The sequence below is a fragment of the Actinoplanes sp. NPDC051411 genome (assembly GCF_040682075.1).
In the GTDB taxonomy this organism is placed as follows: domain Bacteria; phylum Actinomycetota; class Actinomycetes; order Mycobacteriales; family Micromonosporaceae; genus Actinoplanes.
Genome location: NZ_JBFBAD010000005.1, coordinates 24088 through 50929 on the forward strand (window position 1 = coordinate 24088; position 26842 = coordinate 50929).

Annotated in this window: 25 protein-coding genes and 1 tRNA gene; 11 read left to right on the forward strand and 15 right to left on the reverse strand. The window is 70.2% G+C overall.

The features are described 5' to 3' along the window. Window positions 1-62: 62 nt before the first annotated feature. The 3 genes from AB0M88_RS03930 to AB0M88_RS03940 are packed head-to-tail and all read right to left on the reverse strand — an operon-like array spanning window position 63 to window position 2358. The gene (locus AB0M88_RS03930) at window positions 63-1073 is read right to left on the reverse strand and encodes an ABC transporter permease subunit (RefSeq protein ID WP_364094972.1); all 1011 of its coding nucleotides are present in this window, start codon (window positions 1071-1073) and stop codon (window positions 63-65) included. After that, window positions 1070-2056: an ATP-binding cassette domain-containing protein gene (locus AB0M88_RS03935; protein WP_364094975.1), complete on the reverse strand. Its 987-nt coding sequence runs from the start codon at window positions 2054-2056 to the stop codon at window positions 1070-1072. Before AB0M88_RS03935 ends, AB0M88_RS03930 begins: the two co-directional genes overlap by 4 nt. Window positions 2057-2079: 23 nt before the next feature. Next, window positions 2080-2358 carry a hypothetical protein gene (locus AB0M88_RS03940; protein WP_364094978.1) on the reverse strand — a complete coding sequence of 93 codons (279 nt, stop codon included), beginning with the start codon at window positions 2356-2358 and terminating at the stop codon, window positions 2080-2082. Window positions 2359-2648: 290 nt separating this feature from the next. Here AB0M88_RS03940 and AB0M88_RS03945 point away from each other — a divergent pair, with 290 nt between their 5' ends. From AB0M88_RS03945 to AB0M88_RS03955, 3 genes are read left to right on the forward strand one after another with little or no spacing between them, the layout of a single operon-like run. Continuing rightward, window positions 2649-2840 carry a helix-turn-helix domain-containing protein gene (locus AB0M88_RS03945; protein ID WP_364094981.1) on the forward strand — a complete coding sequence of 64 codons (192 nt, stop codon included), beginning with the start codon at window positions 2649-2651 and terminating at the stop codon, window positions 2838-2840. Continuing rightward, the gene (locus AB0M88_RS03950) at window positions 2837-3208 is read left to right on the forward strand and encodes a DUF5753 domain-containing protein (RefSeq protein WP_364094984.1); all 372 of its coding nucleotides are present in this window, start codon (window positions 2837-2839) and stop codon (window positions 3206-3208) included. Before AB0M88_RS03945 ends, AB0M88_RS03950 begins: the two co-directional genes overlap by 4 nt. After that, window positions 3205-3417 (forward strand): DUF397 domain-containing protein, encoded by a 213-nt coding sequence (locus tag AB0M88_RS03955; RefSeq protein WP_364094987.1) that lies wholly within the window; start codon window positions 3205-3207, stop codon window positions 3415-3417. The genes AB0M88_RS03950 and AB0M88_RS03955 overlap by 4 nt, the downstream gene beginning before the upstream one ends. On the opposite strand, the gene AB0M88_RS03960 is transcribed toward AB0M88_RS03955, so the two are convergent. Together AB0M88_RS03960 and AB0M88_RS03965 are read right to left on the reverse strand one after the other, a co-directional pair. Continuing rightward, window positions 3389-3556 carry a hypothetical protein gene (locus AB0M88_RS03960; RefSeq protein WP_364094990.1) on the reverse strand — a complete coding sequence of 56 codons (168 nt, stop codon included), beginning with the start codon at window positions 3554-3556 and terminating at the stop codon, window positions 3389-3391. The two genes, AB0M88_RS03955 and AB0M88_RS03960, sit on opposite strands and share 29 nt — an antisense overlap. Window positions 3557-3593: 37 nt before the next feature. After that, a complete protein-coding gene (locus AB0M88_RS03965; RefSeq protein ID WP_364095296.1) occupies window positions 3594-4379 on the reverse strand; it encodes a DeoR/GlpR family DNA-binding transcription regulator in 786 nt (261 codons plus the stop codon). 200 nt (window positions 4380-4579) lie between these two features. On the opposite strand from AB0M88_RS03965, the gene AB0M88_RS03970 reads away from it, so the two are divergent. The 3 genes from AB0M88_RS03970 to nagA are packed head-to-tail and all read left to right on the forward strand — an operon-like array spanning window position 4580 to window position 7526. Beyond that, on the forward strand, window positions 4580-5503 hold the full coding sequence (locus AB0M88_RS03970) for a sugar isomerase (protein ID WP_364094993.1): 924 nt from the start codon (window positions 4580-4582) through the stop codon (window positions 5501-5503). After that, window positions 5500-6429: an ROK family protein gene (locus AB0M88_RS03975; RefSeq protein ID WP_364094996.1), complete on the forward strand. Its 930-nt coding sequence runs from the start codon at window positions 5500-5502 to the stop codon at window positions 6427-6429. The genes AB0M88_RS03970 and AB0M88_RS03975 overlap by 4 nt, the downstream gene beginning before the upstream one ends. Continuing rightward, window positions 6426-7526, forward strand: coding sequence for an N-acetylglucosamine-6-phosphate deacetylase (gene nagA / locus AB0M88_RS03980; protein ID WP_364094999.1), 1101 nt, complete (start codon window positions 6426-6428; stop codon window positions 7524-7526). Before AB0M88_RS03975 ends, nagA begins: the two co-directional genes overlap by 4 nt. On the opposite strand, the gene AB0M88_RS03985 is transcribed toward nagA, so the two are convergent. Beyond that, entirely contained in the window at window positions 7492-8016 is a 525-nt protein-coding gene (locus AB0M88_RS03985) for a TetR/AcrR family transcriptional regulator (protein ID WP_364095002.1), read from the reverse strand. The two genes, nagA and AB0M88_RS03985, sit on opposite strands and share 35 nt — an antisense overlap. A gap of 55 nt (window positions 8017-8071) precedes the next feature. On the opposite strand from AB0M88_RS03985, the gene AB0M88_RS03990 reads away from it, so the two are divergent. Continuing rightward, window positions 8072-8710 (forward strand): class I SAM-dependent methyltransferase, encoded by a 639-nt coding sequence (locus tag AB0M88_RS03990; protein WP_364095005.1) that lies wholly within the window; start codon window positions 8072-8074, stop codon window positions 8708-8710. Here AB0M88_RS03990 and AB0M88_RS03995 read toward each other — a convergent pair. Next, window positions 8694-9383, reverse strand: a complete 690-nt coding sequence (locus AB0M88_RS03995; protein WP_364095008.1) for a phosphatase PAP2 family protein — start codon at window positions 9381-9383, stop codon at window positions 8694-8696. The genes AB0M88_RS03990 and AB0M88_RS03995 overlap by 17 nt on opposite strands. A 34-nt stretch (window positions 9384-9417) precedes the next feature. Further along, window positions 9418-10794 (reverse strand): serine protease, encoded by a 1377-nt coding sequence (locus AB0M88_RS04000; protein WP_364095010.1) that lies wholly within the window; start codon window positions 10792-10794, stop codon window positions 9418-9420. A gap of 117 nt (window positions 10795-10911) precedes the next feature. Between AB0M88_RS04000 and AB0M88_RS04005 the strand changes: the two genes are divergently transcribed. Further along, complete coding sequence (locus tag AB0M88_RS04005) at window positions 10912-12144, forward strand: DUF4032 domain-containing protein (RefSeq protein ID WP_364095013.1); 1233 nt, start codon at window positions 10912-10914, stop codon at window positions 12142-12144. Between the two features lie 41 nt (window positions 12145-12185). Here AB0M88_RS04005 and AB0M88_RS04010 read toward each other — a convergent pair whose 3' ends face one another. Continuing rightward, window positions 12186-13955 carry an NAD-binding protein gene (locus AB0M88_RS04010; protein ID WP_364095016.1) on the reverse strand — a complete coding sequence of 590 codons (1770 nt, stop codon included), beginning with the start codon at window positions 13953-13955 and terminating at the stop codon, window positions 12186-12188. A 118-nt stretch (window positions 13956-14073) separates the two neighbouring features. On the opposite strand from AB0M88_RS04010, the gene AB0M88_RS04015 reads away from it, so the two are divergent. After that, a complete protein-coding gene (locus tag AB0M88_RS04015) occupies window positions 14074-14901 on the forward strand; it encodes a hypothetical protein (RefSeq protein ID WP_364095019.1) in 828 nt (275 codons plus the stop codon). A gap of 46 nt (window positions 14902-14947) precedes the next feature. Here the strand turns inward: AB0M88_RS04015 and AB0M88_RS04020 are convergent, their stop codons facing one another. Beyond that, the gene (locus AB0M88_RS04020) at window positions 14948-16123 is read right to left on the reverse strand and encodes a low temperature requirement protein A (RefSeq protein WP_364095022.1); all 1176 of its coding nucleotides are present in this window, start codon (window positions 16121-16123) and stop codon (window positions 14948-14950) included. Beyond that, window positions 16116-16538 carry a GNAT family N-acetyltransferase gene (locus AB0M88_RS04025; protein ID WP_364095024.1) on the reverse strand — a complete coding sequence of 141 codons (423 nt, stop codon included), beginning with the start codon at window positions 16536-16538 and terminating at the stop codon, window positions 16116-16118. Before AB0M88_RS04025 ends, AB0M88_RS04020 begins: the two co-directional genes overlap by 8 nt. Before the next feature lie 1397 nt (window positions 16539-17935). Here AB0M88_RS04025 and AB0M88_RS04030 point away from each other — a divergent pair. Next, window positions 17936-21256 carry an Hsp70 family protein gene (locus AB0M88_RS04030; protein WP_364095027.1) on the forward strand — a complete coding sequence of 1107 codons (3321 nt, stop codon included), beginning with the start codon at window positions 17936-17938 and terminating at the stop codon, window positions 21254-21256. Between the two features lie 44 nt (window positions 21257-21300). Here AB0M88_RS04030 and ugpC read toward each other — a convergent pair whose 3' ends face one another. Next, a complete protein-coding gene (gene ugpC / locus AB0M88_RS04035) occupies window positions 21301-22386 on the reverse strand; it encodes a sn-glycerol-3-phosphate ABC transporter ATP-binding protein UgpC (protein WP_364095030.1) in 1086 nt (361 codons plus the stop codon). 136 nt (window positions 22387-22522) lie between these two features. On the opposite strand from ugpC, the gene AB0M88_RS04040 reads away from it, so the two are divergent. Continuing rightward, a tRNA-Thr gene (locus AB0M88_RS04040) sits at window positions 22523-22596 on the forward strand. 312 nt (window positions 22597-22908) lie between these two features. Here the strand turns inward: AB0M88_RS04040 and AB0M88_RS04045 are convergent. The 3 genes from AB0M88_RS04045 to cysS form a co-directional block, all read right to left on the reverse strand. Continuing rightward, a complete protein-coding gene (locus AB0M88_RS04045; RefSeq protein ID WP_364095033.1) occupies window positions 22909-24099 on the reverse strand; it encodes a right-handed parallel beta-helix repeat-containing protein in 1191 nt (396 codons plus the stop codon). Between the two features lie 200 nt (window positions 24100-24299). Next, the gene (gene rlmB, locus AB0M88_RS04050; RefSeq protein WP_364095036.1) at window positions 24300-25415 is read right to left on the reverse strand and encodes a 23S rRNA (guanosine(2251)-2'-O)-methyltransferase RlmB; all 1116 of its coding nucleotides are present in this window, start codon (window positions 25413-25415) and stop codon (window positions 24300-24302) included. Next, window positions 25415-26830 carry a cysteine--tRNA ligase gene (cysS, locus tag AB0M88_RS04055; protein WP_364095039.1) on the reverse strand — a complete coding sequence of 472 codons (1416 nt, stop codon included), beginning with the start codon at window positions 26828-26830 and terminating at the stop codon, window positions 25415-25417. The genes rlmB and cysS overlap by 1 nt, the downstream gene beginning before the upstream one ends. Between the last annotated feature and the right edge of the window lie 12 nt (window positions 26831-26842).

Consider the following 26842-nt stretch of genomic DNA (forward strand, 5'->3'; position numbering starts at 1 on the left):
GTACGAGCGGACGCCAGCATAATCGCCGCCGTCCGCCCCTCGCAGTCCCGGCCGACGTTACATCACGTTATGTCCCGCCTACGGATAGTCCACAAAGCAGCCCCCACAATGACGACAAAAGCCGCTAGCAGCGCGGAGCCCGCCATATGCCATGTGATCGTGAACGTGTCGGGCTGGCAGCCGTTGGTGCCCGAGAAGTTGCAGGCGTCGTAGTCCTCGACGACGAACTTCTGTTTCATCCAGGCCTCGATCCACAACGGCGCGAGATAGGCCTCCGCGAACTTGACCTTCGCGAGTGCCAGCGCCGTGCCGAGGCCGAACTGGAAGACGATGGCCACGCCGATCGCGACACCGAGGGCCATCGCGGTGTGCCGGCCCAGCGAGGCCAGGCCGAAGCCGACCGCGCCCGCGACCACGACCAGGGCCAGGCCGCGGGCCTCCATGATGGCGAGAGACTTCCAGGCACCGGTCGTCATGCTCGCGCTGGTGCCGCGATATCTGGCCACGAGCGCGAAGATGCCCGTCCAGGCGGCCGACAGCAGCACGGTCAGCCCGGTCAGCCCGACCAGGAAGGCGAGCAGCTTGGTGCCGAGCACGCGCAGCCGCTGCGGACGCCACAGCAGCAGATTGGCCATGCCACCGCTGCTCCACTCGGCGCCCACGAACGACGCCCCGATCACGAAACCGACCACCGACAGCAGGGCGGCGAGGGTCGTGACCAGGTCGGGAAACTTCTTCTTGAAGTCGAACGTGGCCGGCAGGTACCACTGCGGGTCGAAGTTGTCCTCGGTCGGCGCGCCGAGGTCGTCGCAGCTGGGCGGGAACTGCGAGGCGTCGGGCGTGCCCTTGGCCGCCTCGCACCTCTTCTTGAAGTCGGCCGCCTCGCCGACGCTGCGCTGATAGTCGGCGTGTGCATGCGCCTTCGCGTCGGCGACCTGAGCCGGCCCGATCTGCTGATTGGTGACGAACATGGCGACCGCGATCGCGGCCAGCACCACCACCGCGCCGAGCGTGAAATAGCGGGTGAAGCGGCGCTTGACCAGGCGGCGGGTCTCCGCGGAATAGAGGCTCATTCGCCCCACCCGCCCCCGGCCGGAGCCATCGCGGTCTGGTCGACTTGACGGTTGCGGCCCTCGACCGGCGCGGTGCCGGTCAACTCCAGAAAGACACTTTCCAGATCGGCGGCGAGCGGCGTCAACTCGTACACAAAGATCTGTTGCTCGGAGAGCAAGCGGGTGATCTGAGCCGGATTACCGGCGTTCCCGACCACGAAGTGGTCTGTCTCGACCGTGATCTGAGCGCCGTTGGCGCGCAGCAGGCCGACCGCCGGGCGCATGTCGACGCCGGGCTCCAGGCGCACCTTGACCGAGGACGACTCGTGCGTGGCGAGCACGTCGCTGACCGACCCGTGAGCGACCCGCCTCCCCGCCGAGATGATCGTGACCGAGTCACAGATCAGCTGGATCTCGCCGAGGATGTGGCTGGACAGCAGCACGGTCATCCCCGACTCGGAGAGCGTGCGCATCAGCGTCCGCATCTCGCGGATGCCGCCCGGGTCGAGACCGTTCGCCGGCTCGTCCAGAATCAGCAGCGCCGGCTCCTTGAGCAGCGCCGACGCCACCGCGAGCCGCTGCTTCATGCCCAGCGAATAGGTCTTGACCCGATCCTTGGCCCGCTCCCGCAACCCGACCAGCTCGAGCACCTGGAAGACCCGGTTGTGGTCGATCCCGCCGGCGTCGGCGAGCAGCGTCAGCGTGTCCTTGGCGGTGAAGTTGCCGAAGAACTGCGGGCTCTCCACAATCGCGCCGACCCGGCCCGCCACCTCGGGCAACTGCCGGGGCACGTCACGGCCGAGGATGGCCATCCGGCCATCGTTGGGGCTGATCAGCCCGAGGAGCGTACGCAACGTGGTCGTCTTGCCGGACCCGTTGGGCCCGAGAAACCCGTGCACCTGCCCCGCCTCGACGACCATGTCGAACCCGTCGAGGGCCTGCCGCACCCCTTTACGGCCGCGATAGGTCTTCCGCAGTCCAGAAATCTCCAGTACCGCTGTCATTCGCGAGACTATAGATAACTCCGTCAATATCTAAAGCAGGATGGACGCAGCGGAACCAACGCTTTACTCATCGTCGATATAGCCATTATGGACGGTGTGGTAAATGGGCTGACCGGTAGGCGCTGGCTTCCAGGCCAGGAAGAGGTCACGAAGGTCAGCACGGTGACACTGAAGCGCGCCGAACGCCCCGTCCCCCACGCGACGACGTCCGAGATGTCGAGGTGGTCGTCGCCGATCTGCACGCCGATGTCGGCGTCGGCCGGCAGCGCTAGGATCCGCCGGAGCAGTTCACTTCGCTTCATCGCGAGACCTCCCTTCATCCATCCGACGCAGACCGTCGACGATCCTGCTCAGGAGCTCCAAATTCGGGCGGTCGGCAAAGCTCGCGCCCGCCGGATAGACGACTCGCGCAACGCCGACCGCCGCGCCGCGCAACATCGGATGCAGCGAGGCACCGGGCGTCCGCCGGCCGAGCGCTTGGCGCGTCATGACTGCCGGGCCGAATCGAGGCATCGGCCCGGGCAGGTCAGCGTGAGGCCGCATCCGGGACACCACCTCCGTTTGGCCTTGAAAGTGAGCAGGGAGGACCTCGATGACGAACCCGACGATCCAGCGGCGACGGCTCGGCATCGCGCTCAAGCGGGCGCGCGAGGCGGCCAAGATGACTCAGGACGAGGCCGCGCTGGTCATCGACGCCGCAGCCTCAAAGATCAGCCGTCTTGAGCTGGGCCAGTCGGGCGTGCGGTCGATGGATCTGAATGCGCTACTCGCGCGCCCGAGATGACTTTCGTGCTGAGCGAGTCCGCGATCCGGCGCACGGTCGAGGGGCCGATGACCATGCGGGACCAGATGCGGCATCTCGTTGAGCTCGGCCGCTCGCTGCCGCATGTCTCGATCCAGGTCCTGCCGTTTACCGCCCGCAGTTATGTCGCGGCGTCGTTCGGCTTCACGATCTTGCGCTTCGGCGGCGACGCATCGTCGGACGTTGTCTATACGGAAAACTTCACGACCGGCGACTATCTCGACCGGCCCGAAACGGTCAAGGCATACTCTCGGCTGTGGGACGACTTGCGAGCCGCGGCGCTTGGGCCCGCAGAATCCAGCCTCCTGATCTCACAGGCAGCTGACGAGTTCGAGAAGAGTGAGCCATGAACACCCCAGACCTGACTCACGCGGTATGGCGTAAGAGCACGCGCAGTGACGCGAACGGCGGCCAGTGCGTCGAAGTCGCCGACTTGCCGGGCGGCGGTGCCGCCGTCCGGGACTCCAAGGACCGCGACGGCGCGGTCCTGCTGTTCACCACGGGCGAGTGGGCGGCCTTCGTCGGCGGCGTCAAGGACGGCGAGTTCGACCCCGCCTGACGCGATCCCAAGCCAGGATGCCGGCGTTCTTCAGCGCGGCCGTCAGTTGGTCGGCCTCGAACATCTGGCGGATGGCCAGGACAACCGTGCCGTCCGGGCAGTCGTCCCGGGCGCTCTCGTAGGACGCGGCGAAGTCCATGCCGGTACTACGCCGGGAAGGCCGCGCCCGCTCACCGTTACGCGGAAATGACCTGGACTCCGGCCTCGCGGAAGGCGGCGATCGTCGCCGGTGAGGCACCCGAGTCGGTGACCAGGGTTTCGATGCGGCTGATCGGGCAGATGCGGGCGAACGCGTGCCCGCCCAGCTTGGACGAGTCGGCGATGACCACGACGCGTTTGGCCCGGGCGACCATCAGGCTGTTCATCGCCGCTTCGCCTTCGTGGTGGGCGGCGGCGCCGAGTTCGACGTCGAGCGCGTCGACGCCGAGCAGGACGATGTCGAGCGTGACCTCTTTGAGCAGCGCGCCCCCGAGCGGTCCGACCAGCTCGTAGGACTGGGGGCGGACCACGCCGCCGGCCACCACGATCTTCATGCGGGAGCGGACCAGCAGTTCGTTGGCGATGTTCAGCGCGTTGGTGACGACCGTGAGCTGGGAGCCTTCGCCGCCCGCGTTCAGGTCGGCGCGTACGGCCAGGGCCCGCGCGACCTCGGTCATCGTGGTGCCGCCGTTGAGGCCGACGACCGTGCCCGGTTCGACGAGGCGGGCCGCCGCCTCGCCGATGCGCTGCTTCTCGGCCGAGTGTTTGGCGCTTTTGTAGCGCAGCGGCAGGTCGTAGGAGACGCCGTTGGCGACCGCGCCGCCGCGCGTCCGGGTGATCATCTGCTGCTGGGCGAGCTGGTCGAAGTCGCGGCGGATGGTGGCCTGGGAGACGTGCAGGCGGTCGGCCGCGTCCTCGACGCTGACCCGGCCGGTCTCGGCCAGTAGCTCGAGCAGGGCATTCCACCGCGCGTACCGGTCCACCGTCACCCCCTGCTGCTCGCTCCGTGATAAGTGTGTGCACATTAGTGCGCGAAAGCCCCCCAAAGCAAAGGCCGGGGCTGCGCACAAGAAAAATCAGGCTGTTGCATCGACGCCGAGCCTCCACGCAGAATGACGCTCGAAAGTAGTGAGAACCGAGCGCTTATGCGCACGGAGCGAGGAAATCGCCGGAAGGGTGGCCCATGACGTTCGTCAAGGAGGAGATCGCCAGCCAGCCCGACTGCTGGCGCCTGGCCGCCAAGGCCGCCGACGCGCCGGGCCTGCCCGGCGCGGGCGAGCGGGTCGCGGTGGTCGGCTGCGGCACGTCGTGGTTCATGGCCAAGGCGTACGCGGCCCGCCGCGAGAGTTTCGGCCAGGGCGAGACCGACGCCTTCCAGCCTTCCGAATTTCCTCGCCGGCGGCGGTACGACCGGGTCGTCGCGATCACCCGCTCCGGCACCACGACCGAGATCGTCGACCTGCTGCGCGAGCTGGACGACCGGACGCCGACCACCGTGCTGACCGCCGACCCCGCGCAGCCGGCCGCGGCCCTGGCGACCGACGCGATCGTGCTCGACTTCGCCGACGAGCGGTCGGTCGTGCAGACCCGGTTCGCCACCAGCGCGCTTGCCCTGCTCCGGGCCCACCTGGGGGAGGACATCGACCCGATCGCGTCCGACGCCGAGGTCGCGGTGCGGGTGCCGCTGCCGGTGCACCCGGCGCTGGCCGAGCAGATCACTTTTCTCGGCCGCGGCTGGACGGTCGGACTGGCCGAGGAGGCCGCGCTGAAGTGTCGCGAGGCCGCGGCGTACTGGACCGAGGCCTATCCGGCGATGGACTACCGGCACGGCCCGATCGCGATCGCCGGGCCGCGCCGGGTGGTGTGGGCGTTCGGTGACATCCCGGCCGGGCTGGCCGACGACGTCGAGGCGACCGGGGCGCTGTTCGTGCACAGCCGGCATCACGGCGGCTACGGCTCGCTCGGCAAGTGGTGCGGTGGCCGCGCCCCGATCGACCCGATGGCCGACCTCGTGCTGGCTCAGCGGGTCGCGGTGCTGCTCGCCACCAGCCAGGGCCTCGACCCGGACCATCCCCGCCACCTGACCCGTTCGGTCGTCCTGACGTGAGCGAGCCGGTCGTCGTCGCCCTGGACGTCGGCGGAACCGGCATGAAATGCGCCCTGGTCCGCCCGGACGGCACGGTCTATCACTCCGAGCGTCATCCCACCCTGGCCGAGCGCGGTCCCGAGGCGGTGACCGCCAACATCATCGACGTCGCGGCCGGCCTGGCCGACCGGGCGAGAGCCGACGGTCTCGAGCCGGTCGCGGTCGGTGTCGCGGTTCCGGGCGTGGTCGACGAGGAGAACGGCGTGGCGGTCTGGTCGTCGAACGTCGGCTTCCGCGACGTACCCCTGAGAGCCCTTTTGTCGGAGAAGCTGGGCCTGCCCGCCGCGCTCGGCCACGACGTGCGGGTCGGCGGGATCGCCGAGGCCCGCCTCGGCGCCGGGCGGGGGCAGCGACATGTCCTGTTCGTCGCGATCGGCACCGGCATCGCGGCGGCGTTCGTGCTCGACGGCGCCGGATATGCCGGAGCGCACGGGGCGGCGGGCGAGGTCGGACACATCATCGTGCGACCGGGTGGCACGCCCTGCGCGTGTGGCGGCAAAGGCTGCCTGGAGGCCATCGCATCGGCCCGGGCGATCGGCCGCCGCTATGCCGAATTATCGGGGATTTCGGGCGCGACGGCCCTTGATGTGGTCACCCGGGCCGGCGAGGGCGAGCCGTTGGCCGAGACGGTCTGGAACGAGGCGGTGGACGCGCTCGCCGACGGCCTCGTCACCTGTCAGGGCCTCTATGACGTCAGCGTGCTGGTGCTGGGCGGCGGGCTCGCCGAAGCCGGTGACGCGCTGCTCACACCGGTCAAGACGGCCTTCGAGCAGAAGATCACGTTCCATCGGCGGCCCGAGATCGTCCGCGCCGAGCTCGGCGACACCGCCGGGTGCCGGGGCGCGGCCCTGCTGGCACTCGACCATCTGAAGGAGACGCAGGCATGACACGGATCAGCGGCCGGATCGTCCGACCCGGAGCCGTCGTGCCCGGACACGTCGAGGTCGACGGCCCGGCGATCCTGGCGGTGACCGAGGACGCCCGGCACGCCGGCGACGACGTGATCGTGCCCGGCTTCGTCGACCTGCACTGCCACGGCGGCGGCGGCCACTCCTTCACCACCGGCGACGCCGCGGCGGCCCGGGGCGCGGCCGCCTTCCACCTCGGCCACGGCACCACGACCATGCTGGCCAGCCTGGTGAGCTCCCCGTTCGAGCTGATGCGCGACGCGGTGGCCGCGTTCCGCCCGCTCGTCGCGGCGGGCGTGCTCGCGGGTGTGCACTTCGAGGGGCCGTACCTCTCGGGAGCGCGCTGCGGCGCGCAGAATCCGGAGTTCCTCCGGGACCCCTCGGTGGACGAGCTGGGCGCTTTGATCAAGCTGGCCGAGGGCACCGTACGCCTGGTGACGATCGCCCCCGAGCTGCCCGGAGCCCTGGACGCGATCTCGTTCCTGCGCGACCACGGGGTGCTCGCCGCGGTCGGCCACACCGACGCCTCGTACGAGCAGGCGCGCGCCGGCGTCGAAGCCGGCGCGACCGTCGGCACCCACCTGTTCAACGGCATGCGGCCGATCCACCACCGCGAGCCCGGTCCGGTGATCGCCCTGCTCGACACCCCGCCGGCGGTCTGCGAGCTGATCGCCGACAACATCCACCTGCACCCGGGCGCGCTGGCGTTCGCCGCCCGGGCGGCCGGCCCGGACCGCACGATGCTGGTGACCGACGCGATGGACGCGGCCGGCATGGCCGACGGCGAGTACGACCTGGGTGGTCAGGCGGTCGTGGTGGCCGACCGGGTGGCGCGGCTGGCCCGCAACGGCTCGATCGCCGGCAGCACCCTGACCATGGACGCGGCCCTGCGCAACACCGTGGCCGCCGGCATCCCCCTGCCCGACGCGGTGGCGATGGCCTCGACCACCCCGGCCCGCCTGCTCGGCCGCGGCGACGAGATCGGCGCGCTCGAGGCCGGCCTGCGGGCAGACCTCGTGGTGCTGTCGAAGGATCTCGAGGTCAAACGCGTGATGAGGGCGGGAGCGTGGCAGTGACCAGGTCGTCGATGAACTGGTCGGTGATCTCCTCGCCGGTGACCAGCGCCCGGTAGTAGATCGGCCCGACCAGCCGGTCGAAGAGCGCGCCGTCGGTGAAACCGGCGCGCTCTTTCTGTTTGTCGAGGTATTCGGTGCGGAGCCGCCCGGCCAGCGCCGGGTCGTGCTGCGCCTCGGCCATCAGCGCGCGAAACACCGCGCCGGCGTCGGACCGGGTCAGAAACCAGGCCAGCCGCCGGAGGTCGGCGGCCACGTCGGCGGCGCCGCGCGGGTTCAGATCTTCGACCGCGTCGGTCAGGAACGCGTCGAGCAGGATCTCGGTTTTCGACGACCACCAGCGGTAGATGGTCTGCTTCGCCACGCCCGCCCGCTGCGCGATGCCCTCGATCGTGAGCTGCGCGAACCCCTTCTCGGCCAGCAGGTCGTCGGCCGCCTCGAGCACGCTGAGCCGCGCCTGTTCGCTGCGCCCGTGCCGGTTCCCGCGATGCATGGCCCACCCTAACCCGCCCTTGAGTAGACGCAACGTTGCGTCTATTCTAGCGGCCATGACGACATTGCAGAGTGCGGAGTTCCGAGCCGTCCTGGCCCGGCTCGAAGCGGCCGCCGAGGGCGACGACACCCTCGATTTCCCCATGGCACGGCTCGAGGGAGGGAACGCCCAGGAACGCGCCGACCTCATGGCCGCGGCCTATCTCCCGGTTTCACCGGAGGCCGGTCATCTGATGTACGCGCTGACCCGTTCCGCCCGCCCGGCCACCGTCGTCGAGTTCGGCACGTCCTACGGCATCTCGACCCTGCATCTGGCGGCGGCGGTCAAGGACAACGGTGCCGGCCACGTGGTCAGCACCGAGCTGAGCGAGGTCAAGGTGGCGGCCGCCCGGGCCAACCTGGCCGCGGCCGGCCTCGGCGACGTGGCGACGGTGCTGGCCGGCGACGCGCGGGAGACGCTGGCCGACCTGCCCGGCCCGATCGGCGTCGTGCTGCTCGACGGCTGGAAGGACCTCTGCCTGCCGGTGCTGCGGCTGCTCGAGGACCGGCTGGCCCCGGGCGCGGTGGTGCTCGGCGACGACACCGACCTGCCCTCGCTCAAGCCCTACCTGGACTACGTGCGCGACCCGGCCAACGGCTATCTGAGCGTGAACTTCCCGGTCGGCGACGGCATGGAGATCAGCTGCCGACTGTGAGCCGGGACGGCCGGTTCCAGCCCTTCAACGACGGCAGCGGGATCGCGTCCCACGGGACGCGGTCGATCAGGCGGGTCAGGAACAGGCCGAGCAGCACGCCGGCGACCGAGTCGGTCAGCCAGTGGAAGCCGGTGTAGATCGTGGTGCAGAAGAGGATCGCCACTGGCAGGACGCGGATGAGGAACCACTCCCGGCCGGTCAGTGGACGGCCCAGTAACGCGGCCACCAGCAGGGCGATCACGCCGTACCAGACGAGCGAGTTGCCCATGTGGCCGGAGGGATAGCTCATCGCGGCCGCCCCCGAGGCATGGGGGTTGAACATCTCGGTCTTGTCCGGGCCCTCGAAGCGGGGCGCGGCCCGGCCGGCCCAGATCTTCAGCGGGCCGATCGTGATGTACGTCAGCACGAACGCGGCGATGAACGGAAAGACCGCCCGCACCGAACGGGTGCGCCAGGTCAGCCACGCGGTCAGGATGATCGACACCGGCATCAGCAACTGGCCACCCTGGCCCAGGGTGTTGAAGACCCGGGCCGTCCAGTAGATCAGCCCCGGCTGGTGCGCGAACGCCCAGTCGGCCACGTGCTGGTCCCACACCAGCAGGTGGCCGTCGATCAGGACGGCGGTCAGAGCGGCGAACGCCGCGACCAGAACCAGGTCGATCCACCAAGCCATACTGGGAGAGCTCTGTCGGGACACACCTCAAAACCTAGAGGAGCTTGGCCAGCTTGGCCGCGAGCAGGTCGGCCCGGACCCCCGAGTTGGGGCAGCCGCCGAAGTGGTGCAGGGCCACCACCTTGTTGGTCTTGCGCGAGATCACCGGGGAGCCGGAGGAGCCACCCTCGGTGTCGCAGAGGTACGAGACGTCCGAGCCGGCCGCGTACCCGGTGTAGTTGGGGTCGATGACCGCGCAGTTACCGGCCTTCTCGCCGAGCGAACCCGCGATCCGGGTCGGCTCGCCCGCCGGGTGCTGGGGAACGTAGAGCTCCTGCCCCTTGACCGGCCGCGCGGTGTCGAGGGTGAGAGAGCCGTACTTCTGGATCGCGGCGAAGTTGCCGACCGAGAACAGCGTGTAGTCGTAGGTGTGGTCGGTCGACAGCACCTGCGAGCCCCACACCTTGGTCGGCTGGAAGACGTCGTAGCCGCCGCACTGCGCGCACTGGTAGTTGAACCACACCTCGGTGTTGGTCGCCTCGGCCGACGTGGTGAAGCAGTGGTTGTTGGTGAGCATGCGGTTGTTGGGGCCGACGCGCCAGCCGGTGCACAGCTCGGTGCCGTTGATCAGCAGCCGGGCGATCGCCTTCGACTTGGTGTAGGCGACCGGGTCGGACGACTGGTAGCAGACCGCGTCCTTCGAGGTGTCGGTGCCGCAGACCGACTCCTCCTTGCCGGTGCGGTCGGGCGGGAGCATCTGGTTCTCGGGCTCGGCCTGCTGCTGCGTCCGGGTGAAGCCCTTGGCGACCTGGTCGACGCCGACGCCGAGCGTGCCGAGCGCGCTGCTGACGGCGTTGCCGGCGGCCCGGTGCATCTCCAGCACCGCGCTGTCACCGGTGACCGACATCGCCCACTTGTCGGCCCGGACCGACTCGGCGTCGTAACGGTAGGACTCGGTGCCGGAGGGGTTCGACACGGTCACGTAGTCGCCCGGCAGCATCGCCATCCGGTCGAAGTGGAGCTTCACATAGGACGCTCCCGGATAGGAGAACGACTCGGTCTCCGGCCCGGCGGCCAGATATCCGAGCAGCTTGTCGACGTGCAGCAACTCGCCGACCCGCTGGCGGCCGTCGTCGGTCACTCCGGCCGATTCGGTCACTGGTTCCCGCGTACGGGAAGGGGCCGTGACCGGCGCACTCAGCTCGCCGCTCTCCTTGACCTTCGCGCCGGGTGCCGAGGCGCCCGGCGCCGGAGCGACACCATCGGGTGCTTTCGCGACGGCAGCGACGGGCGTACGCGAAATGTCCGGTTCCTGCCATGTGCCGACCGGCTTGCCGTCGTCCGAGGCGTAGTTGAGCGCGGCCGCACCGGAGGAGCCGGCGAGCACCAGGGCGGCACACACTCCCAGGACAATGCCTGTCTTACGTCGCATTTCGCTTCCGCCATTCGCGTCATATCAGGGGCATATCGACTGTTCCGGCGACTTCGCTTCTGTGTAACGAGCCACGTGCGGCGGCGACGCGCGCCCAGGAACATGCACACTTAGCCGGTGCGCATCACTTCCGCCCTCGTCGACCCGGCGCTGCTGGATCTGCCGTGGGCCGTCCCGCTCGAGGAGTGGCCCGCCGACCACCTGGTGGCCCTGCCCCAGGGCATCTCCCGGCACATCGTGCGGTTCGTCAAACTCAACGACGTCGTCTACGCCCTGAAGGAGACCCGCGAGCGCATCGCGGAAAAGGAATACGACCTGCTCCGCGCGCTGGAACGGATCGACTTCCCGGCCGTCGAGGCGGTGGCCATCGTCACCGACCGGCAAGATCCGTCCGGCGAGCCGCTCGAGACCGTGCTGATCACCCGGCACCTGCAGTTCTCGCTGCCCTACCGCGCGCTCTTCTCCCACGTGCTGCGACCCGAGACGATGAACCGGCTGCTCGACGCGCTCGCCGCGCTGATCGTGCGGATGCACCTGACCGGCTTCTCGTGGGGCGACTGCTCGCTGTCCAACACGCTCTTCCGCCGCGACGCCGGCGCGTTCGCGGCCTACCTGGTCGACGCCGAGACCGGCAACCTCTACCCCAAACTGTCCGAGGGCCAGCGCAGCGAGGACATCGAGATCCTCCGGCTCAACATCTTCGGCGAATGCCTCGACCTGCAGGCGGCCGAACTGCTGCACGAGTCGATCGACCCCGAGGCGGTGGTCGACGACATCGTGGCGCGCTACGACCGGCTGTGGCATGAGGTCACGTACGAGCAGGAGGTGCCGGCCCGCGACGCCCGGCACGACATCGAGCGGCGCATCCGGCGGCTCAACGAGCTCGGGTTCGACGTGGCCGAGGTCGACATGTCCACGGTGGACGGCGGCATCCGGGTGCGGCCCAAGGTCGTCGACGCGGGCTATCACACGCGGCGGCTGCTGCGCCTGACCGGCCTCGACGCCGAGGAGAATCAGGCCCGCCAGCTGCTCAACGACCTCGACACCTACCGCGCCGAGAGCGACCTCACCGACGAGCAGCAGGCCGCCCACCGCTGGCTGACCGAGGTCTTCGAACCGGTGGTGCGCGCGGTGCCGGCCGGCATGCGCAACAAGCTCGAACCGCAGGAGATCTTCACCCAGATCATCCAGCACAAGTGGCTGCTCTCCGAGCAGGCCGGACGCGACGTCGGCATGGCCCCGGCCGTGCAGTCGTACCTCAACGACATCCTGGCCAACAAGCCCGACGAGCAGGCCGTGCTCGGCACGACGGTCGAGTCACTGAGCTCCGTCGACGCGGGCCTGCTCTAGCCGCTTCGCCTGCTCTAGCCCCTTCGCCTTCTCCAGCCGCTTTAGTCGACGCGGGCCTGCTCTAGCGGTGGCGTCGCCTGCTCGACCAGGCGCCGCAGCCCGGCCCGGCGGGCCACCAAGACGACCTCGTCGCCCGCCGCGAGCACCCGGCGGTGATCGGCCGTCCAGTCGACCCACTCCGAATCGGCCTGCGACATCGCGATCACCCGCGCGCTGTCGGGCCGGTCGGCCCGCTCGAGCGGCGCGCCGTCGAGCTCCGACCCGGGCAGCACCTTGACCGCGGCGACCAGCAACGCGTGCCGGTCGACCGGGATCGTGGCCAGCACCTCGCGCTCCAGCATCGCCGCGGCGAACGCCGGCGCGCACAGCCGGGAGACGCTGCGGGAAATATTGATGTTGAAGGCGTCCTGGACCCGGCGCGCGAAGTCGTCGTCGAACAGCCGCAGCACCACCCGCAGATCGTCCCGCACCGCCCGGGCGTGCAGGGCCGCCTGCAGGTTGACCGCGTCGTCGGTCGAGAGCACGACCAGGGCCTTGCAGGTTTCGATCGAGGCCGCGCGCAGGGTTTCCTCCCGGGACGCGTCGGCCACGATCAGCGGCACGCCCAGCCGCTCGGCGGCGTGCGCGCCGCGGGCGTCCGGCTTCTTGTCGATCGCCACCACGTCGACGCCGAGGTCGGTCAGCAGGCGCATCACCCGGGTGCCGACGTTGCCCAGCCCGACCAGGACGATGTGGTCGGCGTGGACCCCGCGGATCTTGTCGCTGTTGATCGCCAGCCGGGCCTTGACCACCCCGTCGACGACCGCCGCGGTGATCAGCGGGAGCAGCGCGACGCCGGAGATCGCCAGCACCAGCTGGGCGGCCTGGGCGACCGGCGACCCGTTCGGCTCCACATCGGACGATCCGATCGCGGTCAGCAGCGTGACATAGACCGAACGCCAGACGCCGCGCACACCGGTCAGGTGGGCGAGCAGGCTGCCGGCCAGCACGGTGACCGTGAGGGTCGAGAACACCGCGATGCCGAGCTTGCGGTTGAGGGCGCCCCGCAGCGCGCGGCCGGCCCCGAGCAGACTCCGTCGGCGGCGGCCGGCGCGGGCGAGATGGCGGGCGGCGACGGCCTGGGCGTTGTTACGGCCCGAACCCTCGGCCAGCACCAGGTCTCGGGGATCGTGCCCGGTCTCTTGCCGCGGAAGCACGGCGGCTCCGCTGGTCAGCGCGAGCACGACGCTGTCGGCCGCCACGTCACCGCGGCGGGCGACATAGAGAGTGCGCCCGGCATAACGGAAATGGGTCGGCGCCACCTCGCCCAGGGCCGACGCGACGAAGGCGGGAGCGGCCATCGCGGCGTCGGACATCACGGCGCAGTCGGCGAAAAGCTTCTTCACGCCGTGCCCGAGGCTGGTGTTGAACATCCGGACCACCAGGCGCAGGTCACCCTCGACCGCGCGGGCACACAGCGCCGCGTGCAGATTGACCATGTCGTCGGGCATGACCAGGGCCAGCGCGGTGGCGCCGGCCAGGCCGGCGTCGCGGAACGCCCGCTCGTCGAGCCGCTCGGCGTGGATCACGCGGACGCCCCGGGTGCGCAGATCGCCGAAATCGGGCACCTCCGGCCGCACCCGGGTCGGCGTGATCACCGTGAGCCGGATGCGATGCCCGGAGTTGGCCAGCTCCTCGGCGAGCGTGTAGACCAGCGCGTCGGCCCCGCACACCACGAAGTGCGGGCGGGCGTCACCGTTCCGCCCGTTTCGCTCGCGCAGCCTCGTCACAAGAGACCGCCGCGCGACCTCCTTGGACGGTTCGGCATTCACGCCGCGAGCGTAGTCGGCCGGAACCCCCCGGTGGGGCCACTCGTTTCCCCTTCCGATGCTTTCGTCCGAATTGTTCTGGAGGAGATCAGTGCGCAAGTTATGGTTTGCCGGAGCGGCGATGGCGAGCGGGATCTTCCTGTTGTCCGCATCCCCGGCCCAGGCCGACGACCAGCCCTCCTCCCCCCAGTTGCTGCCCGGCAACTCCGTCGCGCCGCCGGTCGGCGACCTGCTCTCGGGAGCCGGCGGTAACGCACTCGACTCGGTCCGCGGGGCCGGCAGCATGGCCATGGCGGGTGCCGTCAACGGTGCTTCCGGCGCCGCCCAGCAGGCGAACAACGGCCTCGACCGCGTACGCCGCCCGACCAACAACCTCCACGTGACCGTCCCGCTGGACGGCAGCCGGCCGCTGACCCAGATTCAGCCCGGCACCAACTCGCCGGCGCTGCTGCCCCGGGCGGCTCAGGACCGGCCGCCGGCCAGCGTGATCGGGCCCCTGCAGCCGCAGACCTCGCTCAACGACGATTCCGGGCTGTTCGGAGGGATCCCGGTGCTCGGCGGCCTGCTGCCGAGCGGGCAGCAGCAGCAACCCTTCAGCTCCTCGTTCGACCCGTCGTTCGACCCGTCGGCCGATCCGTCCTCCGTCGACCCGTCGTCACTCGACCGGCCCGTCGCCGGCTCGACCGAAAGCTTGCCGCTGCTCGGCGGCGTGCTGCCGACGCCCGGCACGCCGTCCGTTCCTTCCGTCTCCGACGTGAGCGGCCTGCCCGGCGGCGGGATGGCCGTGCTGGCGCCGGCCATCGGCGGCCCCGACAAGGCCCCTTCCGCCGGTGCCGCGTCCTCGCCGGCCGCCGATCCGCGCCTTCACGAGGAGCCGATCGACCCGAGCGAGCGCACCTTCTCCCCCAACACCCGCCCGGTCGCCGGCATCGACCAGCAGTACAAGTAGGACATCTCGGCGCTGTGAGAGCTCGCTCAGCCCCCAGGGCGAGCTCTCACCCCACCGGGTCAGGAACCCTGCGGCCCAACGTGACCAAGATGGCCACCAGCACCACCAGAATCCCGGCAATCACCTTGATCGACTCCGGCCCGAGCGGTGCCAGCAGAATCAAAACCGTCCCGACCGGGAAAACGACCAGCATCGGCCCGCTCTGATGCGGCCGCAGATGCAGCAACCACACGAAGAACAGATAGACCGCGACCGGCACCGCCACGGCATACCCGTTGAGCGTGTCCGAGATCTCGGCCGCCTCGGTAGCGTGATCGACCGCGACTGACAGCCCCGCCCCCACCGCGGCCGCCGCCGCGAAGATGAAGTAGTGGCCGTATCCCCACATCATCGATCCGCGCAACGTGTTCAACAGGTTGTGGGCCGAACGGTCGAAGTAGATCCACCACAACGCGAAGACGATGACCAGCCCGGCCACGGCCAGCTCGAGCAACGGCGCCGTCTCGTGACCGCCCTGGTCGAGGACACCCCGCACGGCCAGCGTCGCCGCCGACACCGTCTCGCCGAGCACGATCAGCGTGAACAGGCCGTATCGCTCGACGATGTGATGCGGATGGAACGTCGTCGGGCCGCCCCGCGCCCGCTCGGCCCAGATCGGCACGGCCAGCTCGGCCACCACCAGCGCGAGGAAGGCGGCCAGCAGCAGCGCGTCCGGCAGCAGCAGCCGAAGAATCCACAGAACCTGCACGATGGCCACCCCGACGGCGTACCGCAGCGCCACCGGCCGCCGCTCCCGATCGGCCCGCGCCGCCCGCAACCACTGCCCGACCAGCGCCAGCCGCATGATCACATAGCCGATCGTGACCACGCGGAAGTCGCCGTTGTCGAACGCCGGCTCGATCCCGGCCGCCAGCACCAGAGCTCCGGCGATCTGCACCAGCGTCGTGATCCGGTAGACGTCGTCGTCGGTGTCGTACGCCGAGGCGAACCAGGTGAAATTCATCCAGGCCCACCAGATCGCGAAAAACACCAGCAGGAAATGCCCCACCCCGAACGCCACCCGATGCTCGACGAGACTGTGATGCAGGGGCACGCCGGCGGCTGCCACCGCAACCACAAAACACAGATCAAAGAACGCCTCGAGCGGCGTCGACGCCCGATGCGGCTCCTGCGACGACCGCGCCCGCATCGGGCTGATCCAGCTGCGCACCGGGCTAGACATTCTCCACCAGATCCCAGTTGAGCAGCACGAACTCGGCTTCCTCACCCGCCCCGGCCCGCCGGTAGGTCGCCAGCGCCGCCTCGTTGTCGGTCTCGGTGCCCACCCACATGCCGTAGCACCCGCTCACCCGCGCGACCTCAGCCAGCGCCGCCACCAGCCCCGAGCCGACCCCCTGCAGCCGCGCCGCCGGAGCCACCCCCAGCTCATAGATGAACATCTCAGTGCCCTTGTCGGGATGGGTCATCTCCACCCCCGAGATCATGCCGACCGGCCGCCCCGAATCGTCGTAGGCGAACAGAAGATGATGCCCCGGCGCGGCAAGAAACTTCTCGGTAGCCGCCGGAAGCGGCGGCGAATCAAAGAGATCAGCCCCCCGCAACACCGCCGCGACGTCCCCGACCCGCTCGATACGCATGCGGCCAATCTAGGGCTTACCCGGCCAGGCGGCCCGCCGCCGGCTCCCCACAAAATACGAGGCCGTCCAACACTCCCACTCCCCAACGCCCAGCACCGCCGCTGCCCACCCTCCGCACGCCGCCGCCGGGCGGGCCCGCCCGGTCACCCCGCACCCCACCCCAATCACCCCGCCCTCCACCCGGCCGCCGCAGGCCGCCCACCCCGATCACTCCGCAGGGCCTGCACCCACCCCATCGCGCCACCCCATCCCGGCCGCGCCCGGCCCCGGCCACCCCCACGGCGCGCACCCCACCCATCGCGCCGTCCCACCCCAGCCGTTGCGTCGCCCCCACCCTGGCGCGCACTTCAACCAACGCTTCGCCCAGCCCCCGGCCCAAGTCCCAAGCCATCGCGTCGCCACCACACCGGCCCCCATGCGCTCTGCACCCCAGGTATCGCGTCGCCCCACCCCGGCCCCACCCCAGCCATCGCGTCGCCCGACCTAGGCCCTCCACATCCCAGGCATCGCGTCGCCCCACGCCGAGACCCGCATGCCGGCCATCGCGGTCGGCCCGTTGAGCTGCGCTGTTACATGGGGCGCGCCGCACTACCGGTCCCGCATCGACTACTCCGACGAGGCGCGGCGGGAGGCGCGGGGCCTGGGCGCATCGACGGCATCGTGCAGCAGGCCGTCGAGGTGGTCGGCCGGGCCGGCCCAACGACATCCCGCCGTCGTTCGCCGCCGCGAAGAACGACGATCCAGGCCGGGCCCACATCTCAAGCCGGCCCGCAGCCCACCCCGGGCCCGCATCCCACCGCGCAGCCCCACCCCAGGTCCACATCCCAGCCACCGCGCAGCCGACCCCGGGCCCGCATCCCAGCCACCGCGCGGCCCACCCCCAGGCCCGCATCCCAGCCGTCGCGTCGCCCATCGCGGCCCCGCACCCCAGCCATCACGTCGCCGCAGCCCTCGGCCCGTACCCGAGCCTTCCCGTCACCCAACCCCGGCCAGCCCGAGGCCCCGCCCTGGCAATCGCGTCGCCCTATTCCGCCCAAACCACGGCGCCGCCTCCGGCAATCGCGCGGCCCCTACCCAGACGGCGCCCCGGTCCGGTCCGGGCAACCCGCCGCTCGCACCCGGGCACCCCGGTTCACGCGTTCCGGTCAGGCACGCCGCGGCCGAGCTCGGTCCCGGCAACCCACCCACCCCACCCCTCCACTGGGTGGGCCGAGTTAAGCGGCCAGGTCTGACATTTTTCGGCGGTTGTCCACAACCATGGGATCGATTTGTGACACCTCGGACGAACCCACCCGGGCTTGCATCCGGGCCCCACGCTGCTGGTGCGGGCTTCGAAGCGTGTCGGGGGTGGGCCGTAGAGTGTCGGCCGAGACGGATGTGGCGGAAGGGTGAGCGGCATGTTGCTCGGCGTCGATCTGGGCACCTCGCACACTGTCGCGATGCTGCGGCGGCCCGACGGGCGCACCCGGCCGCTGCTCTTCGACGGGCGGCCGCTGCTGCCGTCGGCCGTCTACCTCGACAGCGCCGGGCGGCTACACGTGGGGCCGGATGCGTTGCGGCTCGGGCACGCCGAACCGGGGCGGCTCGAGCCTCACCCCAAGCGTCACATCGACGAAGAGGCCGTCCTGCTGGGCGACGCCGAGGTGCCGGTTGCCGACCTGCTGGCGGCGGTGCTCGGGGCGGTCGCGCGGGAGGCGGTCGCGACGGCCGGGTTCCTGCCGCCGGCCGTGCTGACCTATCCGGCCAGCTGGGGCGCGCCGCGCCGGGAAGTGCTGGTCGGGGCTTTGGAGCGGGCGGGCTGGCCGCGCGACACCGGGCTGATCCCCGAGCCGGTGGCAGCCGCGCGATACTTCGCCGACGTGCTCCGGCGGCCGGTGCCGGTCGGCTCGTCGCTGGCGGTCTTCGACTTCGGCGGCGGCACGCTCGACGTGGCCGTGGCCCGCAACGACGGGCCGCATTTCACCGTGACCGCCTCCGGCGGCGACGACAACCTGGGTGGCCTCGACCTCGACGCGGCGCTCGTCGACCACCTGGGCAAATTGTTGTCGGGCGGTGAGCCGCAGGCCTGGCGCGCACTGACCACCCCGGCGACGCTGGCCCAGTGGCGGGCGCGGCGCGAGTTCTGGGAGAGCGTCCGCGGCGCCAAGGAGATGCTGTCCCGCAACTCGTTCGCCCCGGTCCCGGTTCCCGGCGTCGAGCAGGCGATCCACCTGACCCGGGACGAACTCGAGGCCGCCGCCAACCCGCTGATCCACCGCGCGGTCGCCGAGGCCCGCTCCGTGATCGCCGCCGCCGGCATCGCCCCACCCGACCTGGCGGGCCTGTTCCTGGTCGGCGGCTCGTCCCGGGTCCCGCTGGTGGGCCGCCTCCTGCACAGCCACCTCGGCATCGCCCCGACCGTCCTCGAACAGCCCGAATTCCCGGTCGCCGAAGGCGCCACCCTGGTCGCCTCGACCACCGCCGCGCCAGACCAGCTGGGCCACCCGAGCCAGCCGAGCCAGCCGAGCCAGACCGGCCAGCTTGGTGAGCCCGATCGGCCCGGCCAGGTCGGCCAGCCCGGCCAGCCCGGCCAGCCCGGCCAGGTTGGTCAGGCCGGCCAGCTTGGCCAACCGGGCCAGGCCAGGCCCTCAGTGGGTGCGGATCGGTCAGGGCCCCCGGGGACGGCCGGGGACGGCGATCCGCGGGTGACGCGATTCGCGCCCGGGGTGGCCACGGCGGCTACGCCCACTCCGACTCCGAGGACCGTGCCCACCGAGCCGCCGCCGATCACCGACACCCGGGCCGACAGCGCGCCCATCACGCCGACCATGCCGGGAAGCGACGGCGTTGTTGCCGTTGGAGCGTCACTCAGCAGCGGCGCACCGGCCGGCGATCCGGCAGCGTCAGGCAGACCAGGCCCGATCAGCGCCGGCCGGGACGGCGGTCCAGCCGCCGCCGTCGGCGACAGCGCAAATCATCGGAACGGAGATGAGCCGGCCGCGAGCGGCGGAAACGCCCCACGTCCAACCGCGGCCGACGAAAACGGAAAGCAGCGAAGCGCGAGCAACGGAAAGCAGCCAGCCGCGCGGGACGGAAACGAAAGGCCGCCGGGCGCCCGGAACGAGCGCCCAGCGGCGAGCGGCGGACACCCACGGCATCCAGCCGTGGTCCCGGCTCCGCGAGCGGCCGGCCACGACGACCGGGTTTATGCCGAGCCGGTTGACCCCTGGGCCACCGGGGAAGCGGCCGCGATCGCCGCCGGTGGGCACGGGCTGTTTCCGAGTTCGCCGGCGGCCTTTCACAACGGACCGTCAAGAAACGACCACGACGCTGAGAGCGGGCCGGAGAAACCCCGGGGCGACCCCGGGACCGACGGACGCAAGCCTCAGGCGCGGCGGAGAGCGTACGTCCTGATGGCCGGCGCCGTGGCGGCGCTGCTGGTGATCGGCGGGGTTTCGGCCTGGTATTTCTGGCCCGGCTATCCCGCTCTGGACTATCAGACGCTCGGCCTGGTCGGTCGGGTGTCGGCGGTGGTGCCGATCAGTTACCGGTTCGCGGACGCTGAAGTGATCGGCGACCGGGTCTATTTCGCGAGTTCCGACGACTCCGGCCGCATCGGCGTCGTCGCCACCGATTCCGATGCGAAGACGCCGACGTGGAAGAGCGCCGAAGCCGGCCAGGCAGACCAATGGGAGTCGATGACGGCCCTGCCCGGCGGGGTGGCCCTGCTGTCCGGGACCGACCTCAACAGCCAGCGCAAACTAGCCGTGCTCCGCGCCAAGGACGGCAAGCTGGCCTGGTCGCGCGTCATCGGCAGCAACGACGACGTCTACTACGTGGGCGACGTCGCCGTCATCGCCGACAACACCACGCACAAGCTGCTCGGGCTGCGGCAGAGCGACGGCACACCGAAATGGCCGCCGCTCGACGACCCGAAAACCGGCTACGGCAGCACCGCCGTTTTCCCCGCCACCACCAAGAAAGACCTGGACGGCCCGGCGACCGTGACCGGGCGGCCGCTCGACCCCGACGCGAGCGACGACACCCGCATCGTGCAGGTCAGCGCCGACCGGTCGGCCCGGGTGATCGACGCGGAGAGCGGCAAGGTGCTGACCGGGGCACCGGGGGTGGCCGGCACCAGCGACGGAGTCGTGGTCAACGACGGGCGGCTGATCGTGCGGCAGTCCGAGGACACGCAGCGAATCGTCGCGTACGACCTGGGCAAACTCGGTGAAAGCGAACCTACGGTGCTCTACACCGCGCCCGAGAACGGCTACCTCAGCCACCTCACCCCCTGCGGCGACCGGATCTGCTTCGTCGAAGACACCGGCTCGGACGCGAAAACCGACGTCGTCACCGCCCTCGACCTCGACAAACACGGCCGCGCCTGGACGCACCCGCTCGCCCGCGTCGACGGCCTGGTGCCCGTCGGGTCGTCGCTGCTCGTCGACAACTCGTCCCAGACCACGCTGCTCGACGGCAAAGGCAAAACTGTGTGGACCAACGGCGGCGTCGCGGCCCGCCTCGACGGCGGCAATCTGCTCGAGTTCGCGAAGCCGCTCTCCGGCTCCTCCGACGACCCGGCCCTCGCCGGGCAACACCTCGGCGACCAGCCGGTGCAACTCGGGCCGCTCAACGACGTCCGCACCGACACCTGCTCGTGGAACAAATCGGTCATCGCCTGCGTGTCCGACAAAAGCGACGTCAAAGACTTCGTGATCCTCAGGTTCGCCAAATAAAACGGGCGGCCCCTGAAGAGGCCGCCCGTCCCAACGAAACCAGATCAGATGCGCTGGCCGGTCGTGGCGTTGAACAGGTGGATGGCGCTCGTCTGCGGCTGCACGTAAACCGTCTCGCCCATGCTCGGCATGTTGCGCCGGTCGGTGCGGACCACGAACCGCTCCGAACCGCCGTCCATCGCCGCGTGCCCGTAGACGTTCGCGTCCGAACCCAGGTCCTCCACGAGGTCGACCACGATCGGCAGCGCTTTCGTCGACTCCGACACCAGGTCGGCCGCCTCCGGACGGAACCCGACCGTCACCTTGCCGTTGCCGCTCTGCGCCTCCGCGATCTGCTCCCGGGTCAGCGGAATGTCCAGAGCACCGAACGTCGCACCCGTCTCGGTCAGCGGAACCGTCTTGATGTTCATCGCCGGGGAACCCATGAAGCCGGCCACGAAAACGTTACCGGGAGTGTCGTAGAGCGCCCGCGGGGTGTCGACCTGCTGCAGCACACCGTCGAGAAGCACCGCCACGCGGTGACCCATCGTCATGGCCTCAACCTGGTCGTGCGTCACGTAAACCGTCGTGACACCCAGCTTCGCCTGCAGCGTCGCGATCTGCGAACGGGTCTGCACCCGCAGCTTCGCGTCCAGGTTCGACAGGGGCTCATCCATGAGGAACACCTGCGGCTCACGCACGATCGCGCGGCCCATCGCGACACGCTGGCGCTGGCCACCGGAGAGCGCCTTCGGCTTGCGCGAAAGGTATTCCTCGAGCTGCAGAAGCGCCGCCGCCTCCTTCACCCGGCGGTCGATCTCCGCCTTCGAGGTCTTACGCAGCTTCAGCGCGAACGCCATGTTCTCGTACACCGACATGTGCGGGTACAGAGCGTAGTTCTGGAACACCATCGCGATGTCACGCGACTTCGGAGGCAGGTTCGTGACGTCCTTGCCCTCGATCAGGATGCGACCCTTGTCGACATCCTCAAGGCCGGCGAGCATGCGCAGGCTGGTCGACTTGCCGCAACCGGAAGGACCGACCAGAACGAGGAACTCGCCGTCACCGATCTCCAGGCTGAGCTCGTTGACAGCCGGACGCTCAGAGCCCGCATAGATCCGGGAGGCATGGTCGTAAGTAACGGTGGCCATGATTGAACCAACTTCCTTTCCACCGGCAGGAACGTGCCGGACGATCCGAGTGGAGGAACAGCGCTGTAAACGTAAAGCTTTTTACGTGACCTGCCAAGCAGGCCGCCGAGATCCGGGACGTTATGCTGACCCCCACGCCCCTGTAGCTCAGTTGGCCAGAGCACCCGTCTTGTAAACGGGAGGTCGTCGGTTCGACCCCGACCGGGGGCTCGCCGGAGGTGGAGTCTGCCCGCATACCGCTCGGGCCGGTCCGTCTCGCATGCTTGCCTGGGGGGCGACCCCCCAGACCCCCACGGTGCGGTGGTTGCTCTTGGTGGGGATGTTGCGGGTGGGGTGGGTACGCCCCACGAGGCAAAAACCAGAGACCCAAAAAACCAGAGACCAGAGTGGGTGGACGTTCTTTTCGGAAATTGTTGGCTGGGCCTTGCGGGGGTGGGACGGCCTGCAGATGGTCTGGGTGGGGAAAGGCCGGGCCGCGGTGTGCGGGGGCCCGGCCTTTTCTGTCGGTGGGGTATTAGGGGGTTAGCTGTGGGCCACCGGGGTGGTGACGTGGGTGAAGTGGTTTGTGGCGGAGCCGGTGACTTTGGCGGGGCCGGTGATCCAGATGCCGAAATGGTTGGCGGTTATGTGGTTTTCGGTTATCTGGATGGCGAGGGGGGCGACCGTGGCGACCAGGACGCCGGTGGTTTCGGTGTCGATCGCGGGCGCGAAGTCCTTGTCGCCGTTCAGGTTGTTGGTGCCGATGGTGTTGGCGCGGATGACGTTGTTGTTCAGGAACTGGCCCGGCGCGTGGCTGTGGACCGTTACGCCGGAGAGGCCGTTGCCCTGGATGTCGTTGCCCTGCACCAGGTTGTTGTAGACGGCACCGCCCGGCACGCCGGTGGCCAGGACCACGCCGGCGCCCTCGGCGATCAGGCCGTTGCCGGAGATGCGGTTGCCGATCACGTCGTTGTCGAAGGTGCCGGCGACCGACGGGGCCGGCACGCCGTTCGGGGCGGCGGCCGGGTTGTGGCCGACCACCGTGATGCCGCAGGCGGTCAGGTTGCCGGTGACCGTGTTGCCGACGATCCGGTTGTGCGCGGCCGGCCGTCCCTCGTCGCTGACCAGGATGCCGCCGCTGTTGCCGTGGCTGACGTTGCCCGCCACCGTCGACCACGAACTGCCCATCAGGTGGATGCCTTCGCCGCAGTCGCCGGGGACGCCCTGGTTGGCCTGGCATTCGGGATAGGTGTTGGGCACCGGGTCGGTCGGGGCGCCGCCGAGGTCGTTGTGGGCCACGACGTTGCCGGTGACGGTCGCGTGGTCGGCGCCGTTGACCAGGATTCCCTCGCCGATGGCGTTGCGGACGGTCAGGCCGCTCACGGTCACGCCGGCGGCGGTGACCGCCACGCCGGTGATCTTGCCGGTGGCGTCCACGGTCGCGCCCGGGCGGCCCGCGACGGTCAGCTTCCTGGTCACGGCCACCCCCTCGTGGTAGGTGCCGGCGCACACGATGACGCTGCCGCCGGTCGGTGCCGCGGCGACCGCCGCGCCGATCGAGCCGTACGCCGCGGTGGCGCAGTTCCGGTCGGCCGCGTGGTGCCCGTGAGCGCCCGCCGACACGTACAGCGGCGCGGTCCGGGTGTGGGCCTGAGCCGGTCCCGAGATGAGCAGCGGAGCGATTCCGATCGCCAGTCCAGCGGTCGCCGTGGCGACCGTTTTGAGCTTGTTCACACAGCCCCCCAAATGGTGAAACGCGAATGGGGTCTACCGGTAGGCCGAGGCCTATTCCACGCTCGCCTTGTCGCTGCTCCAAGCGATTGTGACAACCCTCGCAAGGAAGAACTTTACGGCTCGGAATGCGTAGTCCGTGGAGAGGTGAACAAAAAGCCGCCCCGGAAATGAATCTCCGGGGCGGCTGAAGTGCGTTCGGCCTATTCGTAGAGGCGGCGGCGCGTCACCTCGGCGAGGGTCACCGCGGCGGCGACGCTGGCGTTGAGGGATTCGACGTCGGACGACATGGGGATGCGGACCCGCAGGTCGCAGGTTTCGCCGACCAGGCGGGAGAGGCCGCGGCCTTCGGAGCCGACCACGACCAGCAGCGGGCCCACCGCGGCTTCCAGCTCGTAGAGGTCGGTTTCGCCGTCGGCGTCGAGGCCGATCGCGGTGAAGCCGGCCTTCTGCGCTTCCTTGATCGCCCGGGTCAGGTTGACCACCTGGGAGACCGGGACCCGGGCGGCAGCGCCGGCGCTGGTGCGCCAGGCCGTGGCGGTGATGCCGGCGGCGCGGCGCTCGGTCATGAACACGCCGTGGGCGCCGAACGCGGCCACCGAACGGATCACCGCGCCCACGTTGCGCGGGTCGGTGATGCCGTCGAGGGCGACCAGCAGCGGCGCCGTCTGCTCGAGGGCGGCCGCCAGCAGGTCGTTGAAGTCCTCGTACGCGAACGGGGGCACCTGCAGGCCGATGCCCTGGTGGAGGACGCCGCCGGTCATCCGGTCGAGCTCGTTGCGGCTGATCTCGAGGATCGGGATGCCCTTGTCGCCCGCGGTGCGCACGATCTCGGTGACGCGGTCGTCGATGTCGATGCCCTGGGCGACGTAGAGCGCCGTCGCGGGCACCGCCGCTCTCAGCGCCTCGACCACCGGGTTGCGGCCGAGCAGCAGCTCGGGGCCCTCGCGGGTCGGGTTGGACTTACGGCCGGGGGCCACCCGCGGCCCACGGTTGGGGAGTTTGCCGCCCCGCTGCTGCATCGGGCGGCCGGTGGCGCGCCCGCCGCCGCGGCCCCACGTGGTGTCCTTGCTGCCGGGCAGGCCGATCTTGGGCGCGCGGCCCTCGGCCGCCGCCTGGCGACGCTCCTTGTCCTGCTTGCGGGCTGTCTTCTCGGGCAGTTTCTCGGTGCCCGAATAGCCCTTGTGCCACGGCCGCTCGTCGGCCGGCAGGGTCTTGCCGCGGCCTTTGAGGGAGTCGCGGTTCTTGCCGCCCGAGCCGCGGGCGGTGCCCTTCTTGGACGTGACCCGCTTGCTGGCATTACGCGAATTTCCTGGCATCAGTGCTGCTCTCCTACCGTCCATCGCGGACCGGCCGGAGTGTCCTCCACCTGAATTCCCGCGTTCTTGAGCTGATCGCGGACCGCGTCGGCGGCCGCCCAGTCCTTGCGTGTGCGGGCCTGCGCCCGCTGCTCGAGCGCCAGCTTGACCAGCGCGTCGACGACCGGCTTGAGGTCGCCCTTGTCCTGCTTGCCGCGCCAGGCGGCGTCGAGCGGGTCGAGGCCGAGCACGCCCAGCATCGCCCGGACCGCGGTGAGCGCTCCCCGGATGCCGGCCTCGTCGCCGGTCGTCAGCGCGGTGTTGCCCTCGCGGATCGTGTCGTGCACGACGGCCAGCGCGGCCGAGGTGTTGAGGTCGTCGTTCATAGCGGCGGCGAACGACGGCGGCACGTCCTTGGGCCGGCCCGGGCCGACCACCTCGACTGCCCGCTGCACGAAGCCCTCGATGCGCCGGTAGGCCACCGCGGCCTCCCGCAGCGCATCGTCGGAGTAGTCGATGCGGGACCGGTAGTGCGGCGTACCCATGTAATAGCGCAGCTCGACCGGCCGGATGCCCATCGCCTGCACCGCGGCCAGGTCGATGACGTTGCCCAGCGACTTGCTCATCTTCGCCTCGCCCAGGTTGAGCAGGGCGTTGTGAACCCAGTAGCGGGCGAACGGCAGGCCGGCCGAGCGGGACTGCGCGAGCTCGTTTTCATGGTGGGGGAAGGTGAGGTCGAGGCCGCCCCCGTGAATGTCGAACTCGGGACCGAGGTAGCGGCGGACCATCGCGGAGCACTCGATGTGCCAGCCGGGACGCCCGCGCCCCCACGGCGAAGGCCATGCCGCATCCTCCGGTTCGCCGGCCTTGGCGCCCTTCCACAGAGCGAAGTCGCGATAGTCGCGCTTGTCGGGCTCGCCGCCGTCGGTCGGCGGCCGCATGTCGTCCGGGTCCTGGCCCGAGAGCGCGCCGTACTCCGGGTATGACGGGACCGAGAAGTAGACGTCGCCCGAGCCGCCGGCCGCCGGGTAGGCCCGTCCGCGCTCGACCAGCTCGGTGATGAGCTCGTGCATCTCGGGGATGTGACCGGTCGCGAGCGGCTCGTAGGTCGGCGGCAGAACGTTCAGGGCACGGTAGTCCGCGTCGAGAGCCAGCCGGTTCTCGTACGCGAGCGCCCAGTACGGCCGGCCCGACGCGACCGATTTGTCGAGGATCTTGTCGTCGATGTCGGTCACGTTGCGGATGAGGGTGACCTCAAAGTTGGTGTGCAGGAGCCAGCGCCGCAAGATGTCGTAGTTGATGCCGGACCGGAGATGACCGATGTGCGGGCTTGACTGCACGGTGAGACCACACTGGTAGATCCCGACCTGACCGGGCGTCAGGGGGACGAAGCCCCGGACGGATCGGGTCGCGGTGTCGTACAAGCGCAGAGTCACCGTACAAGGGTA